We start from the raw sequence: 17,300 nt of genomic DNA, 5'->3' as shown, positions 1-17,300 counted from the left end.
ATGACCAAAAAGACTATCCTTCTCGTCGGGACCTTCGACACGAAAGACGACGAACTCACCTTTCTGGCAGAGACGATCCGCGGCCAGGGTGGAACGGTTTTGACCATGGATATCAGCGTGCTGGGCGATCCATCGACGCCCACCGATATCTCCAAGCACGAGGTCGCCGAGGCGGGCGGCCATTCCATTCAGCACGCCATCGACAGTCAGGACGAAAATACCGCGATGCAGATCATGGCCCGGGCGGGGCAATCCTCGCGGCGCGCGCGCACGCGGATGGCAAGATCGACGGCGCCCTTGTTTTGGGCGGCACGATGGGGACCGATGCCGCTCTCGATATCTGCGCGGCGCTGCCCCTTGGCGTGCCAAAATACATCGTCTCGACCGTGTCCTTCTCACCGCTGATCCCCCCGAACGCTTGCCTGCCGATATCCAGATGATCCTCTGGGCGGGCGGTCTTTACGGGCTGAACTCGGTTTGCAAGGCATCGCTGAGCCAGGCGGCAGGCGCCGTGCTTGGCGCCGCGCGCGCAGCCGCGCCCCCGTCGCGCGACAGGCCCCTGATCGGCATGACCTCTTTCGGAAAAACCGTGCTGAGGTACATGGTGGCACTGAAACCCGCGCTTGAGGCGCGCGGCTTTGAAGTGGCCGTTTTCCACGCCACCGGCATGGGCGGGCGCGCGTTTGAGGCGCTGGCGGCGGAGGGACGCTTTGCCGCCGTGATGGATTTTGCACCGCAAGAGGTGGGGAACCACCTGATGGGCTCGTCGATCAGCGCCGGCGCGAGCCGTATGACTGCGGCAGGCAAAGCAGGCATTCCGCAACTCGTGTCCATCGGCTGCTACGATCTGGTGGATTTTGTCGGTTGGCAGGACGCGCCCCCAAAGGTAGCGACGCAGGAAATGCACGCACACAACCGGCTTTTGTCGTCTGTCATGATGACACCCGACCAACGGCGGCAGATGGCGCGCGCCATGTGTGCCAAGCTTGGCACGGCCAAGGGACCAACGACCCTGCTGCTTCCCAAGCATGGCGGAAATGAATGGGACCGACCGGGCGGCCCCCTCTGCGATCCAGAAGGGTTGGAGGCTTTCGTAGCTGAACTGCGGGGCTGTTGCCCCAAGAACGTCGATCTTGTCGAACTCGACTGCCATATCAACGACGAGATGTTCGCGTCCAAAACGCTGGAGGTGTTCGATGACTGGAGCGCGAAGGCCCTGATCTGATGCCGGTCTGCCCTAGCAGGGTAGCCCGGGATCAGATCAGGCGCGCGATTGCTACGCCATCGACCAGAGCATCACAACCGACATGCCGACCATCATCAGGTTTTCGGTCAGGCTCACAAACCCGAGCGGAACATTCGAATTGCCACCCACACAGGCGCATTTGAGATCCCGCCGATCAATGTAGACCGCTTTGAACACACTCACTGCGCCAATCGTCGCGATGAAAAGCGCGGTCGGCGCCGCGATCCATGTCAGGATCATACCCGTCATCAGGATCCCCGCACCGGTTTCGACAAACGGATAGATGTAGGCATAGGGCACCCATCTGCGCGCAAGCAGATCGTAATTCAGGAACATGGTCGAGAAACTCTCGACATCGCGCAGTTTCTGCATGCCCAACAGGATCATGGAAATCGAGATGAACCAACCAAGCGTCTGCCAGCTGAGGCTGCCCAGGAATCCGATGGAAAGTGCAACTGCGGTCAGCGCCGCCACGGCAAAAAGATACAGGACCGGACGATAGGTCGTTGCCTTCGGATCCCAGCCGGTAAGCTTTTCGCGCAGGTCGGTATACCCACCGACCCGCTCTCCCTCGATCCAGGCCTGCGGTGTTGTGCTGACGTCATGCGCGGATTTGAACGCATCGACCTCATCGCGGGACCGAAACAACCGGTCGTCCACGTCATATCCCTGCCGTTCGAGAAGCCAGCGCGCCTTTTGCCCCGAGGGGCACAGATGATCCGGCAGCGCCATCCGGTAGAGCACGGCTGTCTTTCCGCTCGCCGAGTGGGCCGGATGCGTTCTTACTTCTGCGGCGTCTCGGGTGTCTTTCGGCATTGATTTGACGCTCCTCGGCAACGGTATTTGGGGTCGTAATTACCTGCGCAATTATATACCCCCCTAGGGTATAGTATCAAGATATTGAATTTTACCCCCTCGTTCTCGACTTTTCCGCACCCGCTATGCGACACAGGTGTATGCACCAGAACCGCGATGCCACTTTAAAACGCCTCAAACGCCTTGAAGGGCAGATCCGCGGGATCGCCCGGATGGTTGAGGAAGACCGCTATTGCGTCGACGTGCTGACCCAGATCGCGGCGGTGCGCGCCGCGCTCAAGGGCGTTGAGAAGCTTGTGATCGACGATCACGCCACGCATTGCATCGAGGATGCGCTGGCCTCCGGCGATCCGGAGGATCAGCGGACGAAATTCACCGAATTGCTGGACCTTCTCGACAAGGCACGCCGCTAGCCACTCAAAGGTTGACCGGCGGTGTGGTGACTGTCGTCAGGGATGCGGTTGCCAGCAGGATCAACACCACTGCAATCATTTCGACAGAAATCGACCGGCGCAACGCCCGTTTTGCGCCGGGGCGTCCCGCACCAAGGGCCGGGACCAGCCACAGCTTGTTTAAAGCGGCGATGCCAAGAAGGCCGCAGACGATCAGCACTTTGACCAGCAACCCCAAACCATAGGCCGTGCTGACCAGCGCGAGCAACGTGCCCACAAGCATCCACGCGAGTGCGAAGCCGGTAGCAACAAGCACCGCAACCCCATAGAGGGCAACCTTTCCAAAATGATGCAGCAGCCCGGCGCCGCGGGCCACACCCACCGCCCGGTGCAAAGGGGCAAGCGCCCCGATCCAAAGCGCAGCGGCAAGAATATGGATGACAAGCGCTATGGCCAAAGCCCCCCTCGGATCCCCAAGGGAGTGGCCAATCTGGGCGAACGAGCCCGCAATGGCAAAGCTTCCCGCCACGGCGATCCACCGTCCCAGACCGGGGATCAACACCGCCAATACCGAAACCTCCCCCAACCCCCGCCAGATCGCGGCGTCCCCCAACGGGCTTTGCCACACAAATCCCAACATCATCGGATCCACCGCACCTTCAAAGCCCATGCCGGAAATCCGGGCCGCGCGGATGCCGAACCGCAGCGCCAGTACGACAAGCCCGGCAACCGCGGCACCTATGGCAATGCGCCGGGCAAGACGCAAAACGGACGCGTCGGCGTAAGAGGCAAAGATGACGGTAAACAGCACGCTCCCCATCGCCAGAAGCGCAGCACCGGTGCCCGCCGCTTTTGCAACGATTGCCAAGACGGTGATCGTATCGATTGGGGCCAGCCCGCTCACTTGGACTTGGTGAACGAAAAGCTTCCCTGCATCGGATGCCCGTCCGCGGCCATCCCGCGCCAGTCGAGGCGGTAGGACCCCGGTGCAAGATCCTGCAGGGGGGTGGCGCGGAAAACCGTGACGGGATCGGTCCCTGTTTCCCGTTCTATCGGGATATCGCCATCGGCCGCGCTTAGCGTCACAGAGATGATGCGCATCGGCGCGTCGAACTGCATCGACAGCTCAGATACCTCAGCCACGGTCGCGCCGTCGGCGGGTGTGGTACCGGCGGATTTCGAATGTGCCGCGGCGAAGGCGGGTGGTATCGCAAGGACAAAAGCAAGAAAAACGAATCTGATCATCGGTACATCCCAGATGTTCTGGCCATTTGACGCGCGCCCCACACCCCAGCTGCAAACCTTTCGGCACCATCTAGCGATATGCGACGGCACTGCCTTCACCAGTCTTCATAAGCCATGCCGCGATGCGTCCCGTCAAGCCGCACAGCACATCGTCCGAACGCCGACAGTGCCAGCGTCCTGTTCACTCTGCCTCATCCTCACTGCGGTCCCGTTCCAAGGAGATCCCGTAGCGCCGCATCTTGTCGTTCAGCGTACGGCGCGGCAGACCAAGGGTCTTTGCCGCCCGCAGCGTGTTGCCCATATGCGCTTCAAGCACCGCCGAAATCTCGCGGGATTCAAATTCGGCAACCCGCTCGGCGAGGGTCATCCGGCCTCGTTCCTGTGTGCGTGGGCCTTCACTTTCAAACAGGCCAAGCGCGAAACCCTCCGCGCTCGTCTTGAGTTCGCGCACATTGCCGCTCCACGCCTGTCGTTTGAGCTTTTGCGACAGCTCCCACGGCACCTTGGGATCGGCGCGGCCATAGCGGCGGGCCGCCAATTGCGCGTAATGCGCAAATATCAGCGGTATATCCTCCCCCGCCTCATGCAGGGTGGGGGTATGAAGTTCGGACCCTGCAAGCCGGTAAAACAGATCAGGTCGGAAAGTATCGAGCAATCGCAGATTGCTTTTTGTCGTAGCGATGACGCGGATATCGAGTGCTCGGGTCAGCGGGTCGCCCATCCTCTCGAAACTGCGCTCCTGCAAGACGCGCAGAAATTTTGCCTGAATGGCAATCGGCATCGTCTCGACCTCATCCAGCATAAGCGTTCCGCCCTGTGCGGCCTCAAGCTTGCCTGCGCGACCGTCGGTGTCATGGGCAAGGAAGCCTTTGCCCGTGCCAAAAAGAAACATCTCCGCGCTTGCTTCCGGCAGCACCGCGCAATTGAGCGCGACAAAAGGCCCGTCCGCCCGGGCGCTTGCGGCATGGACCGCGCGCGCGGCAAGTTCCTTGCCGGTTCCGGTTTCCCCTGTGATCAGCACGTCCACATCGACCGACGCCAGTGCCGCGATCCGTTTGCGAAACTCACGCATCGCACGGGAGCGACCAAGGATGGACACATCCGCACGCTCTGCCAGTACCTTCTGAAGGCGCAGCACCTCGTTTCTGGCGGCCTGCGCCTCAAGGGCGCGCCGGACCACCGCAAGAAGGTGGGTGGCGTCATAGGGTTTTTCGAGGAAATCCTCCGCGCCCGCGCGCATCGCTTCGACCGCATGTTCGACGTCGCCATGGCCGGTCAAAAGCACCACCGGGACGTTAATCCTTCTTTCCCGCAGGACCTTGAGAAACGCGATCCCGTCCATCCCCGGCATCCGCAGGTCGCTGATCACCAGATCCGGCGGCAGGGCCATCGCGTCCAGCGCCGCCGCCGCCGATTGAAAGGTCTCAACTGTATAACCGGAGGTCTCGACCAGATCAGCAAGTGCCGACAGGTGATCGGCATCGTCATCGACGATGAAGACACTGCCGGTCATGCCGCCTCTGCGCCGGTCGCGACGGCCAACGGCATCGTGACACTCACCCGAGTCCCGCTGCCCGGGGCCGAGCGGATATCGAGCGTGCCGTTGAAATCAGAGAGGATCGCCTTGCAGATCGCAAGGCCAAGGCCAAGGCTTTCGCCCGTCAGCTTCGTCGAAAAGAAGGGTTCAGCCACATGCGGCAGATCGTTCTGCGCAATGCCTTTCCCGGTGTCTTCGACGCTCAGGCAGGCCAGCCCACCCTCGGTTTCAAGTCGCACGGTGATGGCGGCGCCGGAGACATCCGCAACCGCGTCGAGCGCGTTCAGCAACAGATTGGCAACCACCTGTTCGATCCTGATCGTGCCCGCCAACACCTTGATTTTGCCTTCGGGAGCCTCGAACACGGGCATGACGCCCACATCGCGGGCGCGCGGGGCGACGAGCTCAAGCGCGGAAACCACGGGCACGCTCAGATCGATCAGCGATCGCTCTACCCCGTCCTTTCGCGCAAAGCTCTTGAGGTGTTTTGTGGTGCGCTGCATCCGGCGGATCAGCCCCTTGGCCTTGTGCAAACGCGTGGCCGTCGCGGTGTCGTCCCCGCGCAGCCCCAGCTCTGCAGCCGACAACGTCGCCTCCATGGCCGCAAGGGGCTGGCTTATTTCATGCACAATCGCGGCGGACATGCGTCCAAGCGCGGCCATTTTCTCGGTATGCACCAACGCTTCCTGTGCTGCGCGCAGATCCACTTCGACCTGCGCACGCGCCTCGACTTCGCGGGCAAGGTCGGCCGTGCGGGCAACGACCATTGATTCAAGCTTTTCTGACTGTTGCAGGCGCAATGCAACGAGCTGCCGGCGCTGATCCCACGCCTTCAGCGCGGCGGCAAGCGCAAGCGTTGCAAGAGCGGCCAGGATTGCCGCCCCGATGGAAAGCGCTTGCAGCCCCGCCGTGGAGCGTGCCGCGATCACCTGCCAGCCAGTGCTGGGCATCGTTGCCACGCGCGCAATCCAACCATCGCCGCCGACGCTTCCGCCGTCTGGCGCCGCTTGCGCCAATGGCTCCGCCCCAGCAAGGACGATGCCGCTATAGGCCCGCGTGGCCTCGATCCGGGCCAGTTGATCCGGCTGCAAATGCGTCAGGGCGCGGTATTGCCAATCGGGCCGCGCGGAGAGGAACACGACACCGTTCTCATCCGCCAGCGCGACGTCCGCTTCGGCCACGCGCCAGATTTCCTCGATTGGACGGAGATCAAGTTTTACGACCAACACGCCGCGCGCGTCGCCAACGTCGATCCGTGTCGACAGGAAGTAGCCCGGCACACCCGTCGTGACCCCGATGGCATAGAATTGCCCCTTTCCCTGCGCCATCGCATCCTGAAAATATGGTCTGAAGGCATAGTTCTGGCCAACGAAACTTCCCGGACGGTTCCAATTCGACGATGCGATCGTGTCGCCCTGCGCATCGATCAAAAATAGCTCACCCGCCTGTGCGTGCACCGCAACCGTTTCAAGATAGTGGTTGGCCGCCTGAAGCGCGCCCTGCCCGGCGAGCGCATCACGCACGCGCACGTCTTCGGCCGCGACATCCGGCAAAGCGCGCAGACGCTCGACCTCGGTCTCGACCGCGCGGGTCGTCAGAAGCAAGGTCTGATCCAGCTCGGTCTGCGCCCTGCTGATCACGACCCCCTGCGCGCCCCCCCACGCAAGCGCCGCCGCCAAAGCAACGAACACAAGGGACCGCACCAGCGTCATCGCCTCAGGCCTTCTGTGCACCCGGTGTGGACGGCGCCCCGCGCGCCTGCGCCCAGTTCAAGGCAAGCAGACCACCGATGAGGATTGCCCCGGCGATCTCGACCGTCAGATCCGGCCAGAACAATGCGACGACACCCGGCACCAAAAGGATCCGCATCCAGATCGGCATGGGCCCCCACAGATATCCTTCGAGTGCGGCAGCAAAGGCCACGAGGCCAAGAATCGCAATCGCACCGCTCCAGATCACCATGGGAACCGGCCCCCCGAGGATGATTTCCTCGTTGAACACCATGAACAGCGGGATCAGATACAGCCCCTTGGCGTATTTCCATGCCTGAACGCTCGTTTCCATCGGTTTTGAACCCGCAATGGCGGCGCCGGCAAAACCTGCCAGTGCGACGGGCGGGGTCACGTTACTGTCTTGTGAATACCAGAAAACCACCAGATGTGCGATCAACAAAGGAATGCCAAACTGCTCGGTCAGCGCCGGCCCCACCAGAATGATCAGCACAATATAGGCCGCCGTGACCGGCAGCCCCATGCCCAGCACCAGGCTGGCCAGCAGGACAAGGATGAGGGCCAGCACGATATTGCCCCCCGAAAAGGCGATCATCATGGCCGAGAATTTCAGCCCCAGACCGGTCAGACCAACCACGCCGACAATGATGCCTGCAACGGCGCAGGCCACCGAGACGGCGACGGCATTGCGCGCGCCAAGGTCAAGCGCCTCAAGCGTCAGGGCCACCCCGCGCCGACACATCGCAACGAACCCCGCCACCGTCGGACCGTCAGCGACATAGCACCACATGGCGCGCGCGGAAGCGGCGGCAATGATCGACAGGATCGCATAAAATCCAACCCGCATCGGCGAATATCCCGCCACCAGCAGCGCAACCAGCGCCACCAACGGCAGCAGGAAATGCCACCCTTCGGCCATGACCGCGCGCACGCTTGGCAGTTCTTCGGCACTCAGTCCGGTCATACCCTGTTTGACGGCGGCAATATGCACAAGCAGATACACCGTACCAAAATACAGAACCGCAGGGAAAATCGAAACCAGCACGATATCGACATATGGCACCTGCGTGAATTCGCTCATCAAAAAGGCACCTGCCCCCATGAGCGGTGGCATGATCTGGCCCCCGGTCGAGGCGGCGGCCTCGATCCCGCCCGCCTGCGCAGGGCGGTAGCCGAGCTTTTTCATCAGCGGAATGGTGAAGGCACCGGTCGTGACAACATTGGCGATGGCAGACCCGGAAATCGAGCCCATGCCCGCACTCGCGATCACCGCTGCCTTGGCAGGCCCGCCGCGCTGCTTGCCCGCCGCCGCATAGGCCAGATCGATAAAGAACTTGCCCGCGCCTGTGACTTCGAGAAAGGCACCGAACAGCACGAAGATGAAGACGAATGTCGCGGCAACCCCCAGCGGGATGCCAAAGATCCCTTCGGCTCCAAGGGTCATCTGGCTGGCCAGACGCTCAAGCGAATAGCCGCGATGGTTCATGATGCCCGGCATCCAGTCTGCCAGAAACGGCAGCTCACCCCGACTGCCCGCAAAGGCATACACAACAAAGAACGCGCCGATCAACGTCATGCCGAGGCCGACCGCCCGGCGCGCGGCCTCAAGCACCACGAGGATGGTTACAACCCCGATCCACACGTCGATATCGCGCGGGAAAACCTGATTGGCGATAGTGTCGATATTCAACGGCACCCATGCGCCCGCAAGCGCCCCCAGGGCGATCAACGTACCGTCGATGCCCCACCCCAGAACGCCGCGCGCACGGTGGCGACCAAACGCCGGATAAATCAGAAAACATAGAACCAGCACAAAGCCGAGATGGATCGGCCGCTGGAAAAACAGGCCCAGCGGCTGTACCCCTGCAGTGTAGAGCTGGAACAGCGAAAGCGCGATTCCGATCACGGTAATCGCCCGCAGCACAAGCGCTGGCTGGGATACTTCGGGGCGTTCGATTTCAACCGGTGACGTCATTTTTCCACCTGTCCTACGAGGGCGATCCGCACACGCGCGCGTGGGGCAATCGCCGAAAGTGATACTGTTTGCGCACCCACCCGAAGCCGGTGATCGACAGGGCCAAGGCCCGGGCGCAGGATATAGGCGTCACCCGGGACAGCCTCGTTGATATTGCGAATGAAGTAGCCGCCCGCACCGTCGGAGGTCTGGATGCCGCGTCCGGGGATATGATCCAGCCCGGCGGCAAAATCAGGTAGGTGAGACCAGACCAGAACCATGCGGCCCGCACGATTTTCGTAACAATCTGAAACCTCGAACCCCTTGACGGAGTGATGCCACAAAACACACCAACCGCTGCCCTGGGGCACGGAAAATCGTGCAAGTTCTGCACCGTCCGCCACCCGGGTTGCCACAAGATCATCGGCCAACGCGCCAAAGGCCGATACGAGGAGGGCAACCAGCCCTCCCCGAAAGGCACGGATCATTCGCGCAGATCGTCCGGCACGGTTGCACCGACTTCGTCGTAGTAGCGCAATGCTCCAGCGTGCAGCGGGACCGGTGTCGCGGACATCGTGAATTCGATCGTCGTCTCGTTGGCGGCGGGGTGGACGGCCTGAACATCGGCAATATTTTCAAACATCGCCTTGGTCAGCGCGTAGGCCAGATCGTCCGACATTTCCGACGATACCGTCAGCACGTTGGGGATGCCCAGAACCGCGATATCGGCATCGATACCGGTATAGCTGCCACCGGGGAGGGTGGTTACGGCAAAGGTTTCATCCGCAGCCATCGCAGCGTCAAGCTCGGCCTGCGTCAGCTCGATGATGACGATATCCTGCGTTGTCGCCAGGTTAAGGATCGACGAGGTCGGCGCACCGACTGACCAGAAGCCCGCGTCGATATCGCCGTTTGCCAGCGCATCGGCGGTTTCATTGAAGTTCAGACGCTGTTCATCGATGTCGTCATATGTGATCCCGTTCGCTTCGAGAATGGCACCGGTGTTGACTTCGGTCCCGGATCCGGGCGCGCCGATCGACACGCGTTTGCCGCGCAGATCCTCAAGCGTCGTGATGCCGCTGCTCTTGAGCGCCACGATGTGCACCATGTTGGCATACAGCGACGCCAACCCGCGCACCATCTCCAGCTGCTGGCCTTCGAATTTACCCGTGCCGGTGTAGGCCTGGGCGACCGTGTCGGCCAGGGCGATGGCAAGGTCTGCGTCGCCGGTGGCGATCAGACCCATGTTCTCGACCGATGCACCGGTCACCTCTGCGGTGGCCGAATACCCCTCGACGTGATTGTTGAACACCTCTGCCAGACCGCCGCCGACAGGGTAGTACGTCCCGCCGGTGCCACCGGTCGCGATCGACAGCTGCTCTTGCGCCAACGCGGGCGCGCCCAGACCCAGCGCAACAATGACAGCCGTGCCTAGCAGGCCACGCGGCCCACGACAGATACCTTCAAACATCTTATCCTCCCAGATCGGGCTTCTGCCCGTTTCGCGATGAAAATCGACTCCTCCCGAGCCTGCGATGAGGATACGCCACCGTCCGGTTCCAGTGGATCGGGAATATGCGCAACGGCCACATCTCGTGGCAGTCCGTCGCCAAGCCCCAAGCAGAATTTCGCCACGACCCTTGCACGGGAGCCGGAAGGTGCCTCACCGCAAGGCTTTCAGGCAAAGGCGATATCGACCTGCCCGAAGTCGCCGAAATCCGCACGTATCTCGCTCCCGCGCGGGCATTCGATGGGCCGGATAAAGCTGCCCGACAGGATCACCTGTCCCGGTGCGATGGATTGGCCGTATTGCGCCATCCGGCGGGCAAGCCAGACGACACTTTGCACGGGATCGTCCAACACCCCGGCACCCAGCCCGGTTTCCTCAACCTCACCGTTGCGGTGGGTGATGACCCCGACGCGCCGGAGGTCGACATCATGTACCCCGTGCCGCGCGCGACCCAGCACAAAACCCGCGTTGGCGGCGTTGTCGCTGATGGTGTCAAAGATCCGGCGCGTCTGTCCGGTGGCGGGGTCCGCCCGCACGACCCGTGTATCGAGAATCTCGATCGCGGGGACGACGCAATCGGTCGCCGCAAGGATCTGGGACCGGGTCACATCTGTGCCGCCGACCTCGCCCTTCATGACGAACGCGATCTCCGCCTCGATACGCGGCTGAATAAACCGGCCCTGTGGAACGGTTGCGCCATTCTCGAAAGCCATGTCGTCAAACAGAATCCCGCTATCGGGATGTCGATACCCAGGGCGGCCTGCATCGCCTTGGACGTCAGTCCGATTTTCCAGCCAACGACGCGACGCCCCTGTGCCAGCTTGGCCCGGTAGAGAGCATTCTGAATGGCATAGGCGTCATCCATCGTCATCTCCGGATGGCGCAAGCTCAGCAACCCGATCTGTGTGCCGGTCGCTTCTGCCTCAAGCAAATCAGCGGCTGCGCGTTCGTGATCGACGGGCGTCATCCCTCATCCTCGACGGTATTGCGCAGGATACCGATACCCGCCACCTCAACCTCGACCGTGTCGCCGGGTTTGAGGAATTGCGGGGGGTCCAGCCGCGCACCTGATCCGGTGGGGGTGCCGGTCACGATGATATCCCCCGGCGCCAGCGTCATGAAGGTTGAGATATATTCGATCTCGCGCCGGATGGGATGCATCATGCGGCTCAGCAGATCGTCCTGCCGGACCTCGCCGTTCACGCGGGTGATGATGCGCGCGTCATCAAGCTGCGCGGCATCGGTGAATGGCACCAGCCAAGGGCCCATCGCGCCGGAACGATCCCAGTTCTTGCCCTGTGTGACGTTGAATTTTGCGTGGCGCACCCAATCGCGGATCGTACCTTCGTTGCACAGGGTCAGCGCCGCGATGTGGTCGTAGGCATCGGCCTGCGCGATGCGCCGTCCACCTTTGCCGATCACGATGGCAACCTCCCCCTCGTAGTCAAGCTGGTCACTTTCGGGCGGGCGGATCAGGGGCCGGTCATGGCCGGTAAAGCCCGAGGCAAAGCGGGGAAAGAGCGACATGTATTTGGGCTGCGCGCTGCCGTCCTTGTATTCGGCGTTGCGGTCGGGGAAATTCACACCGACACAAAGAATGCGCCGCGCGTCTGGCAGCACCATGTCATAGCTGAAATCGGTGTGCGTGACAGCACGACTCTGCGCAGATTGCGCCAGTGTCCCCAGCCCGCCCGCGCATACGGCCTCGAAGAGCGTTGACCACTGCGGATGGTCCTGTCGCAGCGCAATCATGCCGGTGTCGGTCACCGCGCCGTAGTGGCGCTCACCGTTGCTTGTGTAGCTCGCAAATTTCATTGCACCTTCTCCCATATGTCGCGCACGACCGTCTTGACCATCATCACGTCTTCGCGGGTACAGTCGAACTGACCGACCTGCACCCGAATGATGCGCCGACCGGCAAGCGCGCCTTGGGTCAGATAGATGCGCCCGTCATCGTTGATCGCGTCCACCAGCCGTTGCTGCATCGCGTCATCCCCCGGACACCTGAAGCTGAACAGGCTGAAAATCGGCTCGCTCGTGATTTCGAATCCCGGCAGGGCGCGCAGTTTTTCGCACAGTTCTTCGGCCCAGTTGATATGGTTCCGAATGCGGGCTTGCAGCCCCTCCAGCCCGTAGGCGCGGATCAGGAACCACAGTTTGAGCGCGCGAAACCGGCGGCCAAGCGGGATTGTCCATTCCGAATAGTTGGTGACCACATCGCCCGACGTCTTGAGGTACTCCGGCTCGATCTTGAGCGTGTTGAGCTGCGGGGCAGCGTCGCGCAGGAACTGGATCGAGCAATCGAATTGCGCGCCAAGCCATTTGTGCGGGTTGAACACGATGCTGTCGAAACCGTCCACACCACGCCAGAATTTCGCACGGATTTCGGGGCAGATCATCGCTGATCCAGCCCAGGCGGCATCCAGATGGGTATAGAGCCCGTGCGCGAGGGCCACGCGCAGCACCGCGGCAAGATCGTCACACGCACCCACTCCGGTGCCCCCGGTAATCGCAATCAGCCCCGCCGGGGTGTGGCCCGCGTCAAGATCCGCGCGGATCGCCCGATCCAGCGCACCCGCATCCATCGCGTAGCGCGGTCCGGTACCCGCAATCTTGACCAGATTGTCCTGCCCGATACCCGCGACCCATGCCGCACGGTCAATCGAGGAATGTACCTGATCCGAGCAATAGATCCGCAGATGCCCCTTACCCGACAGTCCCGCACGGTTCCCGGTATAACCGGTCGCCCGTTCGCGCATCGTCAGCACCGCCGAGAGAGTGGCCGAAGACGCGCTGTCCTGGATCACACCGGTAAATCCCGCGTCGAGCCCCAGCGCCTGCCGCATCCAGTCGATCATCAGACCCTCGACCTCGGTCGCCGCCGGAGAGGTCTGCCACAGCATGCATTGCGCCGCGACCGTGTTGACCAGCTGTTCGGCCAGCATCGACGGAGGGGCGGCATTGGCCGGAAAATACGCAAAGAAGCGCGGATGCTGCCAATGGGTCATGCCGGGCATGACGATGTCCTCGAAATCGCTCAGGATATCGGCCATTGGTTCGGGCTTCACCGGCGGGCCGCCGGGCAGCTGAGCGGCGATGGCACCCGGCACCGTCTGTGCGCGCACCGGGCGTTGGCGCAAGGTCTTGTGGTACTGCGCGCCCCAATCGGCGATGCGCTTGCTCCACAGGGAAAAGTCATCCCAGTCCATATATGGCTCCTACGGGGCGATGATCGGGCTTGCGGTGATCTGGGGCGCGCGTGTTTCGACACCGACAAAGGGGCTGCCGTTCTTGAACCAGCTCTCGGGCGCGGCTGCGCCCCAGAGGGTCTGGCGCTGGGGATCGGTCAGATCCCATTTGATCGGCTCAAGATCGGGATCGACGGTCTGATAGTCCGAGCAATAGATTTCAATCCGGTGGCCATCGGGATCGAGGATATAGAGAAAAAAGGCATTCGAGATCCCATGCCGCCCCGGCCCCCGTTCGATATTGGCGACATAGCCTGTCGTCGCCATCAAATCGAGAAGATCAATGATGTTGAGGGGTGTGGGCACCCAGAACGCCACGTGATGCAGGCGCGGCCCGATGCCGCTTGTAAACGCCATATCATGCACACCGCCCTTGCGGTGCATCCACGCAGCCCACAACCGCCCGCTCTGTGCATCCTCAGTGTATTCCGTCACGCGAAATCCGAAATCGGAATAGAAAGCGACCGACGCATCGACGTCCGGGCTGAAGCAGTTGAAATGATCGATCCGGAGCGGTTTGACACCCCGGTAAAGCGCGTATTGCTGGTGAATCGGCGGCAGCCGGTCCATGTGATGGTAGAATTCCAAAGGGATACCCATCGGATCGCAGGTCAACAGTGTGCGGCCCTGAAACGGCCGCTCAACCCACTGCGTAGGGCGTCCCTTGGCGGCAAAATACGCCTCCGCACGGTCCAGATCCGGCTCATCAAAGGTCTTGAACCCCAAGACCTCGACCGTGCCGGGCTGGTCGGACTTTTGCAGGATCACACAGTGATGACCGCGTTCCTCAAGTGCGCGCAGATAGATATGTGTCGCATCCTCATCGGTGATCTGCATGCCAAGAGTTTCGGTGTAGAACTTCCGCGAAACCTCCAGATCAGTGACATTCAGACAGACATGGCTCAGCCGGATGACGTTGAAGTCGGGGTAGAGGTTGGGCGCTGGTACGGGCATCAGGGGGCTCCCAATCTGGTTATCTTATGCGCGCCGGTGGCAAAGCCCACGTGCTTTTGCTCCATGTAGAAATCAAAAGACCAATCGCCGCCGTCCCGCCCGATACCCGACGCCTTGACCCCGCCAAACGGGGTCGGCAAATGGCGCACGTTTTCGGAGTTCACCCAGATCATCCCCGCTTCCAGCCGATCGGTCACACGCAGCGCGCGCGTGAGGTCATTTGTCCAGACATAGCCCGTCAGACCGTAGGGGATGTCGTTGGCGATGCGCAACGCCTCTTCCTCATCGGCGAAGGGGATCGACGTCAGCACAGGGCCAAAGATTTCTTCCTGCGCGATGGCCATGTCATTGGTCGCGTGGGTGAAGAGGGTTGGTCGCACGAAATAGCCCGCGTCGCCCAGGGCCTCGCCTCCCGCGGCAATGGTCGCGCCCTCGGCCCTTGCAATGTCGAAATATCCGGTGACCTTGTCGAAATGTTCCTGGCTGATGAGCGGACCGATTTCGGTGGCGGGATCCAGCGGGTGACCGACCCGGATATTGTTGACACGCGCGATCAGCTTCGCCTCGAATGCCTCGCGGATGCTCTCGTGTATCAACAGGCGGGACGAGGAGGTGCACCGCTCCCCGTTTATCGAATAGATCATGAAGATCACCGCATCGAGCGCGCGATCCAGATCGGCGTCCTCAAAAACGATCACTGGATTTTTGCCGCCCAGTTCGAGGTGATTGCGTTTGAGAGTATCGGCGCCCTGTCTGGTAATCTGGCTGCCGGTTCGGCTCTCTCCGACAAAGGCGATCGCCTTGATTTTTGGGTGCGCACAGAGCGCGGCGCCTGCCTCTTCGCCAAACCCGTTCACGGTATTGAGCACACCGGGTGGCAGCCCGGCTTCCTCGGCAATCTCAACCAGCAGGCGCGCGGTCAGAGGCGAGGCTTCGGCGGGTTTGTGCACCACCGTACAGCCGGCCGCGAGCGCCGGCGCGATTTTCCAGGTCGAGAGCATGAACGGCGTGTTCCAGGGTGTAATCACCCCGACAGGTCCGATGGGCACACGGGTGGTGATGTTCATCAGTGTGGGCGATTTCAGGTGCTGCCCGTCGCGAGCCTGCACCACCTGATCGGCAAAATAGCGAAAGTTCTCCGCGCCGCGCAGCGCGGCCTTGGACATGAATTTCAGCGCCTGCCCGGTATCCCAGCACTCGCACAGGGCGATCTCTTCGGCACGCGCCTCGATCCCTTCGGCGATACGGATCAGGATTGCGCGCCGCATGGTCGCGGGCATGTCGCGCCAGTCGCCGAACGCCGCATGCGCCGCATCTGCTGCGGCGTCGATATCGGCGGCGGTCCCCCACGCAACATCGCAGATAATGGAAGCATCAACCGGCGACCGTGTCTGGAAAACGCCGCCCGCGCCGGGGGAATCCTGACCTGCAATTCTGTTTGAAATGCCGCCCTCGCAGAACCGCGACAGATGCCCGTCGAGTTTCTTGATGTTGTCGTCAAGCGTGCTCATGTCGGTGTCTCCAGATGATCTCGGATGGTGCCGGTTTTTTCGGACAGCGCAGGATCGATATCGCGCATCTCTGCCGAAAGCGCGATCGACCTTGTCCTCATCACGGGCGTCAGGAAATCTGTCATCGTGGCAAAGACTGCCCTGAGCGCGTCGCGCTTGACCGCCTCCTCCCGGCCCGCCCTCAGACGCACGCTCAGATCGATAAAGCCGTGATCGGGATTCCCGTCGGCAATGGCATAGTGATTGACGCGCGTGGCATGCACGCGGATCCCGGCCAGCGGGAAGGTCTCGATTTTTGCCGCCCGCGCGCGGATCGCCTCGCACAGCACCACCATATCCACGACCCCATCGAGGTTGGCGGAATAGTCGATCTGGAAATGCGGCATATCACATCCTTAACATGTTAATTAAAGGAGCGTAGGGCCGTCATCCCGCGCCTGTCAACAGATCATGCGATTCCCGTGGCTTTCGCATCGGGTGGTCTATGGGGCGCCCATCGCCTCGACCTCGGCGATGAATGCCGACAGCGCAAACGGTTCCGGCGGCATCCCGGTAAAGCCCATGATGTAGGAACCAACCCGTGACAGGCGCAGCGGCATTGGCTCGAAAACCTCCAACGCGTGATAGCCGAGCTGCATGAAGTAGAGGATCCGCGCCCGCGCATCCGCGTCTGCGGGCGCATAACCATGCGCAAGAAACATTGCCTCGACCGCTGCCAGCCGCGCAGTATCGGCGGCATCGACCCGCAGCCGCAAGCCCCTGTCCCTGCGCGCCCATTCGCGCACGGCGAAATCGAGACCTCGATCGAACTTCGCATCATCCACAAAACAGCGAAAGAAGTTGCAGCACCCTTCGGTGATCGACGCGGCAGGCAGGCGGCAGTGGGCGATGATCTGCGCTGAATTGCGCGCTTCCCATTCGGTCAAAAGCGCGTCCAGCAGATCACTGCGATCGCGGAAATAGCCGTAGAAACTGGATCTTGAAACACCCATTTGCCGGGCGAGGCCGAGGATCTTGACCTCCCCCGCGCCGCCGGTCACCAGCGCGTCGCGCGCGTGGTTGAGCCAATCCTCACGGGTGACTTTGACGTGACCGGTCAGCGCGGCGCGCGCGGGGTCGTCGCGGTGCAGCAGGGGGGTGTCGCGGCGCGTCATCTG

Annotated in this window: 15 protein-coding genes and 2 pseudogenes; 2 read left to right on the top strand and 15 right to left on the bottom strand. The window is 61.9% G+C overall.

Annotated elements, in window-relative coordinates:
• Positions 1 to 1,225 (top strand): annotated as a pseudogene (locus KDD17_RS17180) (Tm-1-like ATP-binding domain-containing protein).
• A gap of 51 nt (positions 1,226 to 1,276) precedes the next feature.
• Here KDD17_RS17180 and KDD17_RS17175 read toward each other — a convergent pair.
• Positions 1,277 to 2,062 carry a glutaredoxin family protein gene (locus tag KDD17_RS17175; protein WP_212706415.1) on the bottom strand — a complete coding sequence of 262 codons (786 nt, stop codon included), beginning with the start codon at positions 2,060 to 2,062 and terminating at the stop codon, positions 1,277 to 1,279.
• A 140-nt stretch (positions 2,063 to 2,202) separates the two neighbouring features.
• On the opposite strand from KDD17_RS17175, the gene KDD17_RS17170 reads away from it, so the two are divergent.
• Positions 2,203 to 2,475 (top strand): metal-sensitive transcriptional regulator, encoded by a 273-nt coding sequence (locus tag KDD17_RS17170; RefSeq protein ID WP_284438390.1) that lies wholly within the window; start codon positions 2,203 to 2,205, stop codon positions 2,473 to 2,475.
• A 4-nt stretch (positions 2,476 to 2,479) separates the two neighbouring features.
• On the opposite strand, the gene KDD17_RS17165 is transcribed toward KDD17_RS17170, so the two are convergent.
• The 14 genes and pseudogenes from KDD17_RS17165 to KDD17_RS17100 all read right to left on the bottom strand — a co-directional run bounded on the left by KDD17_RS17165 (position 2,480) and on the right by KDD17_RS17100 (position 17,297).
• Positions 2,480 to 3,358 carry a copper resistance D family protein gene (locus tag KDD17_RS17165; protein ID WP_212706413.1) on the bottom strand — a complete coding sequence of 293 codons (879 nt, stop codon included), beginning with the start codon at positions 3,356 to 3,358 and terminating at the stop codon, positions 2,480 to 2,482.
• Positions 3,355 to 3,699 carry a copper resistance CopC family protein gene (locus KDD17_RS17160; RefSeq protein WP_212706412.1) on the bottom strand — a complete coding sequence of 115 codons (345 nt, stop codon included), beginning with the start codon at positions 3,697 to 3,699 and terminating at the stop codon, positions 3,355 to 3,357. Before KDD17_RS17160 ends, KDD17_RS17165 begins: the two co-directional genes overlap by 4 nt.
• Positions 3,700 to 3,880: 181 nt before the next feature.
• The gene (locus KDD17_RS17155; protein ID WP_212706411.1) at positions 3,881 to 5,212 is read right to left on the bottom strand and encodes a sigma-54-dependent transcriptional regulator; all 1,332 of its coding nucleotides are present in this window, start codon (positions 5,210 to 5,212) and stop codon (positions 3,881 to 3,883) included.
• Positions 5,209 to 6,948, bottom strand: a complete 1,740-nt coding sequence (locus KDD17_RS17150) for a sensor histidine kinase (protein ID WP_212706410.1) — start codon at positions 6,946 to 6,948, stop codon at positions 5,209 to 5,211. Before KDD17_RS17150 ends, KDD17_RS17155 begins: the two co-directional genes overlap by 4 nt.
• A 4-nt stretch (positions 6,949 to 6,952) precedes the next feature.
• Positions 6,953 to 8,941 (bottom strand): TRAP transporter permease, encoded by a 1,989-nt coding sequence (locus tag KDD17_RS17145; RefSeq protein WP_212706409.1) that lies wholly within the window; start codon positions 8,939 to 8,941, stop codon positions 6,953 to 6,955.
• On the bottom strand, positions 8,938 to 9,408 hold the full coding sequence (locus tag KDD17_RS17140; RefSeq protein WP_212706408.1) for a DUF1850 domain-containing protein: 471 nt from the start codon (positions 9,406 to 9,408) through the stop codon (positions 8,938 to 8,940). The genes KDD17_RS17145 and KDD17_RS17140 overlap by 4 nt, the downstream gene beginning before the upstream one ends.
• Positions 9,405 to 10,391, bottom strand: a complete 987-nt coding sequence (locus KDD17_RS17135) for a TAXI family TRAP transporter solute-binding subunit (protein WP_212706407.1) — start codon at positions 10,389 to 10,391, stop codon at positions 9,405 to 9,407. The genes KDD17_RS17140 and KDD17_RS17135 overlap by 4 nt, the downstream gene beginning before the upstream one ends.
• Positions 10,392 to 10,597: 206 nt before the next feature.
• Positions 10,598 to 11,397 (bottom strand): annotated as a pseudogene (gene hpaH, locus KDD17_RS17130) (2-oxo-hept-4-ene-1,7-dioate hydratase).
• Positions 11,394 to 12,245: a fumarylacetoacetate hydrolase family protein gene (locus tag KDD17_RS17125; protein ID WP_212706406.1), complete on the bottom strand. Its 852-nt coding sequence runs from the start codon at positions 12,243 to 12,245 to the stop codon at positions 11,394 to 11,396. The pseudogene hpaH and the gene KDD17_RS17125 overlap by 4 nt, the downstream one beginning before the upstream one ends.
• Complete coding sequence (locus KDD17_RS17120) at positions 12,242 to 13,639, bottom strand: pyridoxal phosphate-dependent decarboxylase family protein (protein WP_212706405.1); 1,398 nt, start codon at positions 13,637 to 13,639, stop codon at positions 12,242 to 12,244. The genes KDD17_RS17125 and KDD17_RS17120 overlap by 4 nt, the downstream gene beginning before the upstream one ends.
• 9 nt (positions 13,640 to 13,648) lie before the next feature.
• Entirely contained in the window at positions 13,649 to 14,632 is a 984-nt protein-coding gene (gene hpaD, locus KDD17_RS17115; protein ID WP_212706404.1) for a 3,4-dihydroxyphenylacetate 2,3-dioxygenase, read from the bottom strand.
• On the bottom strand, positions 14,632 to 16,143 hold the full coding sequence (gene hpaE / locus KDD17_RS17110; protein ID WP_212706403.1) for a 5-carboxymethyl-2-hydroxymuconate semialdehyde dehydrogenase: 1,512 nt from the start codon (positions 16,141 to 16,143) through the stop codon (positions 14,632 to 14,634). Before hpaE ends, hpaD begins: the two co-directional genes overlap by 1 nt.
• A complete protein-coding gene (locus tag KDD17_RS17105) occupies positions 16,140 to 16,529 on the bottom strand; it encodes a 5-carboxymethyl-2-hydroxymuconate Delta-isomerase (protein ID WP_212706402.1) in 390 nt (129 codons plus the stop codon). Before KDD17_RS17105 ends, hpaE begins: the two co-directional genes overlap by 4 nt.
• A 96-nt stretch (positions 16,530 to 16,625) precedes the next feature.
• On the bottom strand, positions 16,626 to 17,297 hold the full coding sequence (locus tag KDD17_RS17100; protein WP_212706401.1) for a TetR/AcrR family transcriptional regulator: 672 nt from the start codon (positions 17,295 to 17,297) through the stop codon (positions 16,626 to 16,628).
• Positions 17,298 to 17,300 lie beyond the last annotated feature (3 nt).

The sequence above is a fragment of the Sulfitobacter albidus genome, assembly GCF_018200035.1.
GTDB classification, from domain to species: domain Bacteria; phylum Pseudomonadota; class Alphaproteobacteria; order Rhodobacterales; family Rhodobacteraceae; genus Sulfitobacter; species Sulfitobacter albidus.
The sequence above is the reverse complement of the archived record's forward strand: the minus strand, read 5'-3'. Positions and strand labels throughout refer to the sequence as shown.